At 61.2% G+C, this 15,168-nt stretch carries 12 protein-coding genes; 5 read left to right on the forward strand and 7 right to left on the reverse strand.

From position 1 onward, the window contains the following. Positions 1–98 precede the first annotated feature (98 nt). Positions 99–839, reverse strand: a complete 741-nt coding sequence (locus ACT3UQ_RS16050; protein WP_105554488.1) for a DUF5058 family protein — start codon at positions 837–839, stop codon at positions 99–101. A 219-nt stretch (positions 840–1,058) separates the two neighbouring features. On the opposite strand from ACT3UQ_RS16050, the gene ACT3UQ_RS16055 reads away from it, so the two are divergent. The 4 genes from ACT3UQ_RS16055 to ACT3UQ_RS16070 are packed head-to-tail and all read left to right on the forward strand — an operon-like array spanning position 1,059 to position 6,254. Further along, the gene (locus ACT3UQ_RS16055; RefSeq protein ID WP_444637525.1) at positions 1,059–2,513 is read left to right on the forward strand and encodes an amidase; all 1,455 of its coding nucleotides are present in this window, start codon (positions 1,059–1,061) and stop codon (positions 2,511–2,513) included. 20 nt (positions 2,514–2,533) lie between these two features. Continuing rightward, positions 2,534–3,736: a CaiB/BaiF CoA transferase family protein gene (locus ACT3UQ_RS16060; RefSeq protein ID WP_105570268.1), complete on the forward strand. Its 1,203-nt coding sequence runs from the start codon at positions 2,534–2,536 to the stop codon at positions 3,734–3,736. Next, a complete protein-coding gene (locus ACT3UQ_RS16065; protein ID WP_444637526.1) occupies positions 3,733–5,271 on the forward strand; it encodes a carboxyl transferase domain-containing protein in 1,539 nt (512 codons plus the stop codon). The genes ACT3UQ_RS16060 and ACT3UQ_RS16065 overlap by 4 nt, the downstream gene beginning before the upstream one ends. A gap of 41 nt (positions 5,272–5,312) precedes the next feature. Beyond that, positions 5,313–6,254, forward strand: coding sequence for an Lrp/AsnC family transcriptional regulator (locus ACT3UQ_RS16070; protein ID WP_105554491.1), 942 nt, complete (start codon positions 5,313–5,315; stop codon positions 6,252–6,254). A 412-nt stretch (positions 6,255–6,666) separates the two neighbouring features. On the opposite strand, the gene ACT3UQ_RS16075 is transcribed toward ACT3UQ_RS16070, so the two are convergent. From ACT3UQ_RS16075 to ACT3UQ_RS16095, 5 genes are all read right to left on the reverse strand, one after another. After that, a complete protein-coding gene (locus ACT3UQ_RS16075; RefSeq protein ID WP_105554492.1) occupies positions 6,667–7,863 on the reverse strand; it encodes a serine hydrolase domain-containing protein in 1,197 nt (398 codons plus the stop codon). An 87-nt stretch (positions 7,864–7,950) separates the two neighbouring features. Next, positions 7,951–9,591: a biotin carboxylase gene (locus tag ACT3UQ_RS16080; protein ID WP_219843957.1), complete on the reverse strand. Its 1,641-nt coding sequence runs from the start codon at positions 9,589–9,591 to the stop codon at positions 7,951–7,953. Positions 9,592–9,833: 242 nt separating this feature from the next. Further along, entirely contained in the window at positions 9,834–11,045 is a 1,212-nt protein-coding gene (locus ACT3UQ_RS16085) for an amidohydrolase (protein WP_444637527.1), read from the reverse strand. Positions 11,046–11,068: 23 nt separating this feature from the next. Next, complete coding sequence (locus ACT3UQ_RS16090; RefSeq protein ID WP_105554494.1) at positions 11,069–11,794, reverse strand: hypothetical protein; 726 nt, start codon at positions 11,792–11,794, stop codon at positions 11,069–11,071. 15 nt (positions 11,795–11,809) lie between these two features. Then, positions 11,810–12,559 (reverse strand): DUF5058 family protein, encoded by a 750-nt coding sequence (locus ACT3UQ_RS16095; RefSeq protein WP_444637528.1) that lies wholly within the window; start codon positions 12,557–12,559, stop codon positions 11,810–11,812. Between the two features lie 187 nt (positions 12,560–12,746). On the opposite strand from ACT3UQ_RS16095, the gene ACT3UQ_RS16100 reads away from it, so the two are divergent. Continuing rightward, positions 12,747–13,700, forward strand: coding sequence for an Lrp/AsnC family transcriptional regulator (locus ACT3UQ_RS16100; RefSeq protein ID WP_105554496.1), 954 nt, complete (start codon positions 12,747–12,749; stop codon positions 13,698–13,700). Here ACT3UQ_RS16100 and ACT3UQ_RS16105 read toward each other — a convergent pair. After that, a complete protein-coding gene (locus ACT3UQ_RS16105) occupies positions 13,686–15,101 on the reverse strand; it encodes an NAD-dependent epimerase/dehydratase family protein (RefSeq protein WP_105570265.1) in 1,416 nt (471 codons plus the stop codon). The two genes, ACT3UQ_RS16100 and ACT3UQ_RS16105, sit on opposite strands and share 15 nt — an antisense overlap. Between the last annotated feature and the right edge of the window lie 67 nt (positions 15,102–15,168).

Consider the following 15,168-nt stretch of genomic DNA (forward strand, 5'->3'; position numbering starts at 1 on the left):
TAGAGCCATAACGTGTGGTTTGCTTCTCGAAACGGGCCATCGAGGCATCAGCGTTAGTTAAAGTCGGTGTGCTCATCACTTAATTCCTTTCACATTTTCTATGCGGTGTGCATCAGGTAGCCGGCGGTGATCGAGATGAGGATCGCAAAACCCAAAGACCATTCCTTGAGCCACTTGGCATTCAGTGTTTTGGCGAGGAAGAGGAATAGGGCCATTGATGTCGCGGAGATTAGGACCAGCATCATATGGATATTGGATTTGGGGATTTCGGCGATGGTAAGCATGCTGAAGGCGCCGAGTAGTGCGGCGCTGGGAATCAACGCCATGGCAGCGGGATTGCGTTTTGCCAGGGACTTTCCACCACGCTTCAGTATCGGGGTGAGCAGCAGAGTGCATAGCATCCACATGCCACCAGACAAGCTCATGGCTATAAAGGCGACGGCAAAAACCTGTTGGGTATACGTATCGCCGCCCAGCATCGACCCCATGGACTGCGCAGCGAGGTTGGCGCTCGCCGTTTCAGTTGATGCCGAACCGATTAGCCCAATGCGTACCAGTACGGCAGGCGTTCCGAACAGGGCTAGTAGAGCGATGGCGACCAGCACAACCGAAAGCGATGGGCCTATGGATGCGACAGCGCCAGCGCGGAAGGCCTCTTTAACTTCGCGCAGCGGCATGTCGACATGTGGAGCAGCCGCCTTGGTGGCTTTGACGTAGAGAATCGTCTGAATAAAGATAACGGCGAAGACACCCAGAGCGCATATCCATAGAAAAGGGATATTGGCTATGGCCCAGATGTCGGTCGAACCTGGATTTCCTGCTGAAAGTGGTAGGCCCATGGGACTCTCCTAAATTTCGCATCAACTTTGTGATGTGGATCTCATGAAATAAATAGTGCCCTGCGCGTCTGGTTGCGGCAAGGAACTGGAGAAATCGCCAAATAAGTGGCCGGATCCTGCAAAACTCACTATTTTTAGCACCCCTATTCCCCATGTCGCCACTAGCGAGTGAGGATTGTGGCATACGTCGCACGACTGTTGATGTCTGAAAGGTTTGTCATGAATGAGATCCAGCGGCTCAGCGCTGTAGAGCTGACCAATAAAATTCGAAGCCGAGAATTATCTGCCCGCGAGGCCCTTCAAAGCCATATGCAGGCAATCGAAGCTGTCAACGCACAGGTCAATGCCGTTGTCACCACTGACTTCGATCGCGCGTCGACCTTGGCTGCTACCGCCGACGAGATTACCGCTCGCAATGGGGAAGTTGGTGTGCTGCATGGCTTGCCGATGACGCATAAGGATACGTTCAATACGGCAGGATTGGTCTCCACTCAGGGTTCATTGGCACTGCAGCACTACGTTCCAGAACATGATGACTTGCAGATCGCCAGGCTGGCTGGGGCCGGAGCCATCCGAACTGGCAAAACCAATGTTCCAGAATTTGGAGCCGGTTCGCACACTTTTAATGAAGTTTTCGGTACGACCACTAATCCGTTTGCCCCGGATCGATCCGCTGGCGGTTCATCCGGCGGCGTGGCAGCAGCGGTTGCGGCTCGCATCCAGCCACTTGGCGACGGATCCGACATGGGCGGTTCACTGCGCATTCCAGCTAGCTTCTGCAATGTTGTTGGGTTCCGGCCCTCGTACGGTGTGATTCCAATGGAATCGCCGTCCAACGCATACTCGTGGCTAGCTCGCTCAGGACCGATCGCGCGCACTGTGGAAGATATCGCGCTATTTATGCGCGCTAGCGCGGGGGACACCGCACTTCCTACGCCAAATACGCTCAAGGCAGAGGATTTTGTTGCCCCAACGCCAAATTTGCGTGGGGTGCGCATTGGATACAGCTTCGATTTTGGTATCGGAGTGCCAGTTGAGCCAGAAATCATCGAAGTCCTTAGATCCCAGTTATCCGTATTCGAAGCCGCTGGTGCCATCGTGGAACAAGGGTGCATAGATTTCACGGATGCCGATGAGGTCTTCGGAAATACCCGAGCGTTTGATTTCGCGACGAACCTAGGTGAACTCGTACGCAGCAAGGAATCACTTATCAAGCCAGAAGTGATCTGGAATGTGCGAAAAGGGTGGGCGCTGGACGGCGAATCAATGATTTCCACGGTTGCTGCGCGTACGCGGCTGGAACAAGCCGTCCAGGCTTATTTCTCCAGATATGACCTGTTCCTTTCACCTGCCGCGCAGGTCCTGCCGTTTGATGCCGCTATCCGCTGGCCTGAACAAATTGCGGGAACTCAGGCTGAAACTTATCTTGATTGGATGCGCTCCGCCTGCTTGCTCTCGGCCACCGGGCTTCCGGTGATTTCGATGCCTGGAGGATTCACTAAATCCGGGCTTCCAGTCGGCTGGCAACTGGCTGCCAATCACTATCAAGACGTCAACTTGCTTAATTGGGCCGCCGGATATGAAGAACAAGCGCCCTTCGCAGCAACGGCGCCCCTGCTTGCGACCAACCCGCAATCTGTGTTGGCCAATCCGGTCCGAACGATCAGCGCATAGTTGGAAAGGTAGCGAAAACAATGAGCTTCGATGCTAATGCCCAAGAAAACGGCCCCTTGGCCGGGTACACGGTAATAGACCTGTCTCGTGCTCTGGCGGGGCCGCACGCGACAATGATGTTAGGGGATCTGGGTGCCCAAATCATCAAAGTCGAGAGCACCAACGGCGGGGATGACACTCGGGGGTGGGGTCCACCTTTTGTTGGACCGGAGGAGGACCGGCAATCCACCTACTTCCTGTCCTGCAATCGCAATAAGCGTTCTATTGTTTTGAATCTGAAGAGCGCCGATGGCTTCGAGACGCTGCGTTCAATGATCAAAAAGGCCGATGTCCTCGTGGAGAACTTCCGTCCCGGTGTCATGGACCGGTTGGGACTCACCACGCAATTGCTGCATGAGATCAACCCGAAACTGGTGATGCTCTCGATTTCAGGTTTCGGGCATGACGGTCCGGAAGCGGCGCGTAGCGGCTATGACCAAATACTTCAGGGTGAAGCTGGACTCATGTCCTTGACTGGCCCCTCTGCCGATGACCCGCAAAAAGTTGGGGTGCCCATAGGTGACCTGCTGGCGGGCATGTACGGAGCCTATGGTGTCTTGGCCGCTCTGCTGGAACGTGAGCGTACCGGACTCGGTCAGCAGGTCCGTACCTCGTTGCTGGCCGCAATTGTCGGCGTTCATGCGTTTCAGGGAACTCGCAATACCGTTGCGGGGCAGGTTCCCAAAGCCCAGGGAAACCATCACCCTTCCATTGCACCATACGGTTTATTCCGTTCCGCCGACGGTTTCGTGCAGATCAGCGTCGGCAGCCCAAAGCTGTGGCAAGCGCTGGTTGAGAAATTCCAGTTGCCCACAGCCGGCTTCGAATCGAATGCGCAAAGAGTTGAACGCCGTGAGGAGCTAATTGCGATCATTGAAAAGGTATTCATGCAGATCCCCACCCAGCCATTGCTCAAGCAGCTAGGGGAAGCCGGAATTCCAGCGGGTATCGTTCGTACCCTCGATGAGGTATATGAGTGGGACCAGGTTCGTTCGCAAGGCCTCGTGCTACAGGTCCAGCACCCTGTGCTGGGCCAGGTGGAGCTCCCTGGCGCACCTTTGAGGTTCTTTGACGGCAAGCACGAAGTAACTCGAAAAGAACATACTGCACCCCCGTTGCTTAACCAGCACGAGCAGGAAATCCGCGAATGGCTTGGGCAAGACGCAGCGCAGGTAGCAACATGAGCAGTGATCCGGCGCGCGTCGAACGAATCACTACCAGAGCAATCATCGAGCAGGTACTGGACCCCGGAAGCTTCACCAGCTGGGATGAGCCGGTAGACTATTCCTTCGCTGCGGACGCCTACCGAGAACAACTCGAGCAGGCAGCACTCCGTTCCGGATCGGATGAAGCAGTAATTACGGGGTTCGGCACGGTTAAGGGTCAAGAAGTTGCTGTGGTGCTTTCCGAATTCGATTTTCTGGCCGGGTCGATTGGGCGCAATGCTGCGCAACGAATCGTCGCGGCCTTCGAACGAGCAACTGCACGGGGCTTGCCGGTGCTCGCCTCTCCAGCTTCCGGCGGAACCAGAATGCAGGAAGGTACTCCGGCATTTGTGTCGATGGTGCATATCACTGCAGCGGTGCGTGCCCACAGGGAGGCCTCTCTTCCATATCTGGTGTATCTGCGTCACCCAACGACAGGCGGAGTGATGGCTTCATGGGGGTCAGCGGGCCATATAACCATTTCGCAGCCGGGAGCTCTTCTGGGATTTCTCGGACCCCGGGTATATGAAACTATCTACCACCATCCTTTCCCGGAAGGAGTCCAAGTTGCTGAGAACCTCAAGCGACATGGACTTATCGACGCGGTGGTCCCTCTGGAAGAACTCGCAAGCATCGTCAACCGGGCCTTGAGAATTCTTCGTCCCAGTGATGGTCTTTCAGTTGCGGCTGAGTTCCCAACAGTGGCAGATCGTCGGTTGGGCGAGCACCAGGTCTGGCAGGCTATCCTGGCAACTCGAAAAGCGCGCCGTCCATCGGTGCGCCATGTAGTTAAATATGCGTCGAGCGATGCAATGCAACTTTCGGGGAGCAACGAGGGCGATAGGGATCCCAGAATGTATCTGGCTATCGCCCGAATTGGTGGACATCCAGTCGTGCTCGTTGGCCAAGACCGCTCTGGCCTGAATGGTTCGGGGTCCACTGAGCCAATGGGGCCAGCGTTCCTTCGCGAGGCGCGCCGGGGCGCGCAGCTAGCGGAGAACCTGGGAATCTCGTTGGTTACGGTGATTGATACCGAAGGCGCAGCGTTGAGCCAAAGCGCGGAAGAAGGCGGCATGGCCGGACAAATTTCCCGGTCGTTGAGTGCTTTGGTTGGACTTAACGTGCCAAGCGTATCGCTGCTACTCGGCCAAGGGACTGGGGGCGGAGCTTTGGCGCTGCTGCCTGCTGACATTTCCATTGCAGCCGCAAATTCCTGGCTCTCCCCGCTGCCTCCCGAAGGGGCGAGCGCCATTATCTATCGAGACACCGAGCATGCGTCTACGTTGGCGCATGCCCAGCAAACTGATGCTTTCTCTCTGAAACGTGCGGGGATTGTGCAAGCGATTGTGCCCGAGGAGTACGATGTGTGCAAAGCGCCTAGGCGCTTTGCACAAGAAATCGGACAGATAATATCTATTGCACTGACCAAGCTGGCGCAAGAGGACATTGCCGGATTGAGAAGACAACGCGCATTGAAATATGCATCGATTGGTAAGCAAGCACTACTGGGCTAAGCGGTGAGGTTCGACCTTGCACGACCGAGAAACAGGAAGATATGACAGAGCTCAGTACCACGCAACGGCGAATAATTGCGGCGCTTCAAGTTGATGGCCGGGCTACTTGGCGCAAGATTGCCACGGTACTAGACATACCGGAACGCTCGGTTGCGCGCCACGGCGCGTGGCTATTGGAGAGCGGAGTTGTCACAGTGGCTGCAGTCAGGCACCGAGAGCACTCGCTGCTGATAGCTTGCACCTGTGCTCCGGGAACCGGCCGGCTCGCAAGCGAAGCGCTGTCTTCCCGTTCAGACACCAGCTTTTCGTATCAGGTCACAGGGCGTGAGGATCTCGTCGTGGAAATGCACTACGACGGGGACCTCACCGATGTTCTCTCATTGGAGCTTCCAGCCACGCCCGGAGTCTCATCTGTCGTGGCCTATCCTGTGCTCAAGTATTTCAAGACGGTTCGCGGCTGGCGGCTTGGCTCGCTAAATGCGGCCGAAGAAAATTCTCTGCGCAAGCACCCCGATGTCACCAGTTGGAAGGCCAAACCCGATTTGGTCCCTAAAGATCAACTGATCATCAGCTCCTTGCGCGAAGATGGCCGGGCCAGTATCGAGTCAATCGCACGACGTGTGGCGATGAGCGAGACTTCTGTTGCACGCCGAATCGACTGGCTGCTGGCCAGCGGGCAGATAGCCATTCGGGCACTGGTCGAACCGTCTGCTGTGGGACTTCCTACCGAAGCATTGCTGTGGGTGTCTACTTCTCCCATTCAAGTTGAGCAATTAGGCCAACGGCTGGCGAGGCGCCCCGAGGTGCGCTACGCAGCGGCCGTGGCGGGAGACTGCCAGCTCGTCGTTAACGTGACAGTGGCTAGCCAAACGGAACTCTATGATTTCATCTCGAATAGCGCTTGGGGAGATTCAATGCTTCAAGTCAAAACCTCGTTTGTCGTCAAGGCGCGCAAACGCGGCGGAAGGCTGATCAGTATCTAGCGCGGACTCATGAAGGTTTTCCCGGCATAGCGATACCGGCTAGGCAGCTTTCGGAGCGGCAACGGCAATACTGCGCACAGCAGCTTGTCTGCCTCTGGAGAAACGTCGAAGCGCGAGCCGCTCATTTTCGGTTTCTTGCGGCTGCCGCCTGTTATCAGCCGTGCTGTGCCCGGGGTATTGATCTCGGCGCCAGTATTTGAAGCCCGAGGCAGTCCAGCCAGGTCAACCGCTCCCGCTGTACTTCGGTTCGGCTGATCGGCCGGTCGTCCGGCACCAGCGGATCGTCGCTGCCGCACCGGGACGAGGCGCTGGCAGCGGATGCCAACACGTGACCTGCCGGTCTTATTGAACGGCCCCGGCACGCGGTCCCGAAGCTGCGGCGCGGTCAGTGGATGGCCGCGAGGCCGAAAGCCTAGAGGCTGTCCTGTTCGGCCAAATGATTGGCGATCGCATCGAAGGCGCGGATTGTCGGGAAGAGCTTGGAGGCATCCTGCGGCAGCGGCCAGCTGGAGAGCTTCACGCAGACCATCTTCGTGGCGGGATTCATGTAGATCATCTGCCCGTGGATGCCCAGCGCCAGGGCGACATTCGACTTAGGGTAGGGGAACCAGATCTGGTTGCGGTAGTGCCCGCCGGGCATCATATTGTCGCCCGGTGAGTCGGCGAAGGCCTTGAGCTGGTCCTCGGTGGCGGTGAAGGTGTCCCGAATCCAGTCCGGATCGAAAACCTTCTGCCCGGTCAGCGCCACCCCGTCGTTGACGTACAGGTGGCCGAGGCGCGCCAGGTCGCGCAGCGTCGCATTAAAACCGCCGTCGTACATGCCGGTGCCGAACTGATCGGTGCCCATCACCAGATCCTGCTGCGCGCCGATCTTCGCCCAGACATATTCAGAGAGCAGCTGCGCCATGCGCGCGCCGCCGGCGGCCTCCAGCACCCAGCCGAGCACGTCGGTCTCGCAGGAACGGTACTCGAACGGACCGCCGTGCTCGCCCTTGGACTTCAGCGTCAGCAGGTAGTCGTACATTCCGATCGGGCCGATCGCGCCGCTGGGCTCGGTCCAGCCGATGGCCTCCTCCAGCAGGCGCACCTCGGCCTTCGGGTCCAGGTACTCCTCGGAGAACTGGATGCCCGAACGCATGTCCAGCAGGTGGCGGACCGTCGCCCCGGCATAACCCGAGCGTTCCAGAGCCGGCACGTAGTCGGTGACCAGCGCGTCCACGTCCAACTTTCCCGCGCCTGCCAGCGCGCCTGCCACGGTGCCCACGACGGTCTTGCTCATCGACATCAACAGGTGGTCGGTCAGCGAGGTCATGGTGTTGTAGTACTTCTCCACCAGCACCCGGCCATTGCGCATCACCAGCAGGCCATCGGTGTTCGTCGAGTTAATGACCCCGCGCACGGTCATCGACGGGTCGGACGCGGAGACCTTGGCTACCTCAAGCTCGCCGATCTCCATTTCGGTGAACGGCAGTTTCGCGATCGCGTCATCGCCGCGGGAGACCTTGGTGGTAGGCAAGAACTCGGCGAGGTTCTGGAAGGATACCTGGATGTTTTCCGGATACTGCCAGTTGGCGATCGTTAACTCGGATATCGCTAGGCCGCTGGTCATCTGCTGGTCCGTCTTCTCTTGGGAACGCTGTTGTGCTCTGTGTTTCGGAGCCTACCACCAGCGGTTGAACGGGAGAGTGATGCTGGGTTAGCGGTTTTCGGACGGCGGAACGTCGATGCCCTTGTACTGTGCGCGGATCGAGGAGATGAAGTGCTTCGCGTCGATGGTCAACTTCGTCTTCTTCTTCCCCTCATACTGCAGCTTCGCCTTGGTCACCAATACGCCCAAATCAGCGCCTTTCCAGCGGTAATCTTCGGCGCCGTAGATGCGCAGGAAGAACGCTTCCTTGTGGTTCTGCAGCTGGTGCCAGTCCAGCGCGCTGCGCGAGAACTGCAGCTTGCCCTTGGAGTCCAGGAAGTACTTGCCGGTGCGCGGGGCATGGGTGATGTACTGCACGATGTCATCGGTTTCCTTGATGATCATGTGGCTCCACACGTCCGCCCCGGAGAGCTCCTCCCAGCGCGCGTTGATCTCATCGACGTCCAGTTCGAAGTCCACGTCGAGGTATTCGAGCAAGTGGAAGAGGAACAGCGGGACATCCGCGTAGGCGCCGGCGGTCACGTTGGTGATCGCGCTCGCCCCGGAGATGCGTGGGTTCAATTCGCCCAGATATACCTCGTCGGTGTCGGTGTCGACCAGCACATCGACCTCGAAGAAACCGCGGTACCCGGTGGATTCAAGCCCCGCCCCGACCTTGCGGACCAGTTCGATGGCGCGGGCGCGCTGCCCGTCGGTGACCACATCGGGGTGCATCTCGTTGCCGCACCAGCCGCCCTTGTACGGGGTCAGCTCCTTGTATCCGGCCAGCTCGGTGAGGATCGGGCCGACGACGGTGCCGCAGCGGGTGAGCACCGCTTCCACGGCTACCGGCTGGTTGTTGATCCGCTTCATGACCTTGAGCTGCTCGCCGATGATGTGCTTGGAGTACTGGTTCCAGTCATCCTCGCTGGTGATGAAGAACGTGGTCTTGCCCGAATCGCCGTACGGGGTCTGCACGACCAGGTCATCGCCGAGCTTCGCCCCGCGGGACAGCTTCTGCAGCTGCGCATAGGAGTCGGCGGTGCCCAGCACGTTCGGCACCGAGTGGGCGCCGGCGGCGTTGCCCAGTTCGGTGGTGACGATCTTCGAATCCAGATGGGTGCGCAGCTCGTGCGAAGGCAGGATCAGGTCGTAGCCCAGCTCCTCGCAGATCGCCTCGGTCTCCTCGTCGAAGAACACCATCGCGATCTTCGGGCGCTGGCCACCGGCTGCGCGGTGGGTATCGATGTATTCGCGCACCTCGGGGTTTTCCAGCAGCCAGTTGTTGATCTCTTCGGAGCTCTGGAAGTCCACATGCGGCTTCTCGCTCGGGGTGAAGACCCGCGGGTGGTGCCCGTCCCAGCCGTCGTAGTAGGTGATGTAGCTGAATTTGCGCACCCAGCGGTCTAGGCCCAGCAGGTTCACCGGGGTGGCGCCGATGAAATAGATCGGAGTCTGGTTGGTGCGGAAGAAATGGCGCACCTCGCTCATATTCTTCAGCGTGCGGCCAAAATTCACGACGCGTGGAGCCTCCACGATGCTCTCGTCGTCGTTATAGGCGGCATCCACGGCAACATTGGCAGTCATCTCGTCCAAAACGCTTTCCTGCGACTGCGCTTTGCCGACCTGCTTGCGTAAATTGGCCAGATCGCTTGGTTTGGGCATCTGCGGTCGTGCAGAGCCTTCGCTCGCCTCAAGAAAATTTGCCATGGGATGTCGTTCCTTCGAAGTGGTAGACCTAGTAATTCTTCACGTGCCCGACGCTGGACACGCTGTGGACCGGTTGCTCTATCCATGTTTGGGGGTGCGAGTAAGGCGAGAGCAACGGTGAGGTAAAGCTGCGGTGAATAGTGAGTTTTGGGGCGCTTTGGCGTTGAGCAATAGCCTAGACGCGCGAAAGTCCTAACGTGAATTTAATGACACGTTAGGACTTTCTCTGTCATGTGACGATGTCAGCTAGCCGAGCCGACGTAATACCCGATGGCTGCCAGGGCTGCCCGTACCCCGGTATCCAGGGCTGGCACATAGTCGGGCAGGAAATGCGGGGAGTGGTTTACCGGGGCGGGACCAGCAGTGGTGTCGAAGCCGCCGAACATCCAGAACACATTCGGTACGCCCAGCGCATCGGCCAACGCCCCGAAGTCCTCCGAGCCCATCGCCGGGGGCACGAAGCGCACCTGCTCGGCACCGAATTCGGTGCCGAAGGCCGAAGCCACGGACTGGGTCTGCTGCGGGTCGTTGTAGAGCCGCGGGAAGTTGTAGAGCGGCTCGATCAGCGGCGCCGGCGCATTGCCGGCCGCTGCTTCGGCCTCGACGATGCGGGTGACCGCGCTGAGCACCTGCGCGCGAACCTCTTCGGTGAGCGTGCGGATATTCAGCGTGAACTCCGCGCGATCCGGAATGATGTTCTCCTTCAGCCCCGCATGGAAGGTGCCGCAGGTGATCACCGCCGGGCTCAGCGGATGCAGCTCGCGCGAAACGATGCTCTGCAAGCGGGTGATGATATGCGCGCCGAGCACGATCGGGTCGATGGAATCCTGGGGTTGCGAGCCGTGGGACTGCTTGCCGAAGAGCGTCACCTTCAGCGAGTCGGCCAGCGCCATCGCGCTGCCCTCGGTGACCGCGATGGACCCGGTCTGGAAGGGGAAGACATGCTGGCCGAGCACCACCTGCGGGTGCGGGACCTTGTCCCACAGGCCGTCCGCAAGCATCGCCTGCGCGCCGGCCGCGGTTTCCTCGCCCGGCTGGAAGATCCACAGCACCGTGCCGGACCAGCTGTCGGTGCTTCGGGCCAGCACCTGCGCCGCGGCCAGCGCGGAGGCCACATGGGTGTCGTGGCCGCAACCGTGCATTACCGGCACCTCGGTGCCGTCGGCCAGTACCCCGGTGGCCACCGAGGCGTAGTCCGCGCCGGTGTCTTCCTTGATCGGCAGCCCGTCGGAGTCCGCGCGGAAGGCGATCACCGGGCCGGGGCCATTGGCGTGGATCCCGACCACTCCGGTGCCGCCGCAGCGGAAGTTCTCGATGCCCAGGTCGCTCAGCCGGCCCTGGATGTAGTCCGCGGTGGCGTGCTCTTGCATCGATAGTTCGGGGTGTGCGTGCAGGTGCAGGTAGCTTTCGTGCAGCGCACGGGTCTCCTGGAGGTTCAACGCGATCTCGTTCATGGTCTTCCTTTGCTCGGTGGTGCTTAATCTTCGGTGGTCGCCGAGAACTGGGTGCGGTCCCGGACCAGCCAGGAAACGAGGATGGAGGCGATGACCACCAGCGCGGTGGCGAACATCGCCAGCGCGGGAGCCGCCGGCAGGATCACGAAGTTCATCAGCAGCGCGAGCGTGATGGCCACCAGCGTGGGGCGCAGCGACTTCATCGCGACGATGGACTGCACAAGCACCGCACCCATCAGCGAGGGCAGGATGTAGAGGCGGGCAACCTCGATCACCTCGGCGGGAACCATGGACACCAGCCAGGTGCCCAGCAGTCCGACGAAAAGCAGCAGGCTGGTCAGGTGGACCGTGGCCGCGCCGCAGATGGCCATCACCGCGGCCAGGTCTCCGCGTTTGCTGCCCGGCTTCGCGCCGATGGAGGCCTGGGCGACGATCGCGGCCGGAAGCAGCTTATTGGAGATGTTGCCGATCATGAACGCCTGGTACATGGCGGCCGAGCCGAGGATCGGGAAGTAGGTGGCCGGTTCAACGATCCACAGCACCCCGAAGGTCGCCGCGACCGCGAGGAAAGCCACCCAGATCATCGACGGGGCGATGTCCAGGTCGCTGAAGAAGACCAGATAGATCGGGCCGAGCAGGGAGAAGACCAGGCCGGCGGACATGGTCAGCGAGCCGTAGCGGGTGGTTTGCTTTTCGAAGCGCGCCATCGAGGCGTCGGCGCCGGTCAGTTGTGCTGCTGAGGTGCTCATGTGGTGCTCCTGGTCTTAGGCTGCGGTGTGCAGGAAGTAGCCGGCGGTGATGGCAACGACGATGGAGATGCCCAAAGCCCATTCCTTCAACCATTTCGCGTTCAGCGCCTTGGCCAGGAAGAGGCACAGCGCCATGGTGGTCGCGGACACCGTGACCAGGATCAGGTGGACGTTCGACTTCGGCAGTTCGGCGATGGTCAGCGCGGAGAACGCGCCGAGCAGGGCCGCGGTGGGGATCAGCGCCATCACCGCGGGATTGCGCTTGGCCAGCGATTTGCCGCCCTTTTTCATGATCGGGGTGAGGATCAGCGTGGCGAGCATCCACATGGCCCCGGACAGGCTCATCGCCATGAACGCGACCGCGAAGACCTGCTGGGTGTAGTCCGCCCCGCCCAGCGAGGCGCCCATGGTGACCGCGGAGATGGTCGCCGAACCGGTTTCCGCCGAGACCGAACCGATCAGTCCGATGCGCACCAGCACCGCGGGGGTGCCGAACAGGGCCAGCAGCGCGATGGCGACGAAGACGACCGCCAGCGAGGGGCCGACGGAGGCGACCGCACCGGCGCGGAAGGACTCCTTCAGCTCGCGCGCCGGCATGTCCACATGCGGCGCGGCGACCTTGGCCGCCCGCGAGTAGAGGACCGTCTGGATGAAGATGACTGCGAATACGCCCAGGGCGCAGAACCACAGGAAGGGGGTGTTGGCGATGGCCCAGATGTTCGTTGAACTCGGGTCGCCAGCGGCCAGAACGAGCTGTGGCTGCATGGTGGGCTCCTGATAAGGGTAGGTAACTAAGCGTGATGTGATGTGGATCGCATCTAGTTATAACCTTGCTAGCTTCCGTCAACAACGGCAATAATTGGCACGTATTGCCAAGTTTTTGTCGTTTTCCGCCAAATCTGTGATGGACTTGCCCGGTAGATGCAGGATTTAGTCACCGAGGGGAAGCCGCATGGCGCAGCACGAAGTTTTCAACGAACTGGAACGCCGCATCGTCATCGCGATGCAGATCGATGGGCGGGCCACCTGGCGGAAGATCGCCAGGGTGCTGCACGAGCCGGAACGGACCGTCGCGCGCTATGGCCAGGCGCTGCTGGAGAGTGGGAGAGTTTCGGTGGCGGCGATCGCGCACCGTTCCGGGTCGCTGGTCGCCTCCTTCACCTGTGCGCCGGGGACCGTGCGGGTGGCCTGCGAGGCGCTGGCCCAACGTCCGGATACCAGCTTCAGCTATATGGTCACCGGGCAGAGCGACGTGGTCACCGAGCTGCATTACGACGGGGACCTGGCCGAAATCCTCACCATGCAGCTGCCGGCCACCCCCGGGGTGAATGCGCTGGCCGTCTATCCGATCCTGAAGTACTTCAAGACCATTCGCGCCTGGCGCGCCGAACCGGTCAGCGAGGCCCAGGAGCGTGCGCTGACCCCGGCCACCGGCGGGGAGCTGACCGAATGGAATCCGGCCCCCGGGCTCACCGAAAACGATTCGATGATCATCGAGGTATTGCGCAAAGACGGCCGGGCGAGCATCGATGCGATCTCCCGGCAGGTGAAAATGAGCGAATCCTCGGTCTCCCGCCGGGTGGACTGGCTGCTGCGCGGCGAGCAGATCAGCATCCGCACGCTGGTGGAACCGGCGCTGCTCGGCTTCCCCGTGGAGGCGCTGCTGTGGGTGCAGACCTCCCCGCACAGCGTCGAGGCCCTCGGCCAGCGCCTGCGGCTGCTGCCCGAGGTGCGCTACGCGGCGGCCGTTGCCGGGGACGCCCAGCTGATCGTCGACGTCACCGTGCGCACGCAGAAGGACCTGTACCGGTTCATCTCGGACACCGAATGGGGCGAGATGGTGCAGATCAAGACCGCGATGGTGCTTTCGGCACGCAAGCGCGGAGGGCGGCTATTCGCCGTGTAGCGTGGCGGCGAAGTCGTTCTGCGCGAAGTCGAATCCAGCGTCGGCCAGCACCCGGCTGGTGACCTTGCGCCCGGTCAGCGCCACCCGGGCGTTGGAACCCAGCGCCGCGGCGCCCAGCTTGGGCAGCAGCGAACCGGTGGGCAGCCCGGGCAGCCCGGCGATCGAGCGCAGCGCGGCCATCACCTCGTGGTTGCGCAGCGGGTGCGGGTTCGCCGCGTGCACAACGCCCGCGGGGATCGGCGGAGTTTCCAGGCCCAGCAGATTGCGCACCAGGCGCAGCCAGTCCTCCATCCCGATCCAGCTGAACCACTGCTTGCCGCTGCCCAGCGGACCGCCCATGCCGGTGTGCACCAGCAGGCTCAGCGGCTTGAGCAGCGGGGCATCGGGATGCATCACCAACGAGGTGCGCAGCACGTAGCTGCGCGCCGCGTTGACCTGCGCGTCGTTGAAGGCCTGCTCCCAGGCCGAGGCCACGCCGGTCATTTCCGGCAGCGCCCGTGCGCCTTCGGGCAGCGGGCTGTCCTCGGTGAATTCGGTTTCCCCGCCATCGCCGAAGATCGCCGTGGTGCTGGACTGGATCCAGCTGGCCAGCGGGGTCTCCAGCGCCGCCGCGGCCTCGGCCAGGGTCGCGGTGCTCTGCACGCGCGAGGCGGTCAGCTTGGCGATGTTCTCGGCCGTATTGCGCTTGTCCACGCGCTCGCCGGCCAAGTTGATCAGGTGCACCGGATACTTTTCGTGAGTCAGCGCGCTGGCCCAGGCCCCCTGATGGCGCCCGTCCCAGGGGTATTGCTCGGCCGGGAAGTCCGGTTCCGCGTTCCGGGTGAGCACCGCGACCGAGGCGCCGCGGCAGACCAGCTCGGCGACCAGATTGCGGCCCAGGAAGCCGCGGCCCCCGGAGATGACCACATGGGCCGGTACGGTGCGGTGCGCGGCCGGTGGAATGACCTTGAACAGGCGGGCGGCCGCCAGCGCGAAGTCGGCGCACAGCGCATTGGCGACGCTGAATTTGAAGGCGGCGGTGCCGATCCCGCGCAGCGCAACCGTGAAGCGCAGCAGCGCGCCGCTGCCCGCGGAGTCGACCTGCCAGCGCAAGACCATGTCCCCGCCGGGCTGCGGCTGGGTGAACTCCACCATGCGCTGGGCCGGATTGCGGCGGGTGATCGAACCGGATGGGGCGGTGGCGCGGTGCAGCGGGCCGAACAGCTTGCCCGGCGGGCGCAGGTCAACCTTGGTGCCTACCCCGCGCTGGTCATCGTGCACCACGAAGCCGTCGAAGCTTTTCATCCAGCTGCCGGTCTGCGCCAGGTTGCCGACGATGGAATACACGGCCTCGGGGTCCGCGGCGAGGTACTGCGATTCGCTGCGCTGCCAGCGGGTGAACTTATTGAGCATCTGCGCCATTCTCGGATCATCCTTCGAGTTGATCAGAAACTTCGGACTTCTCCAAGGCTACTTCGGTTTGCTGTGC

The sequence above is a fragment of the Glutamicibacter sp. AOP12-B1-11 genome, from assembly GCF_052379245.1.
Lineage (GTDB): Bacteria > Actinomycetota > Actinomycetes > Actinomycetales > Micrococcaceae > Glutamicibacter.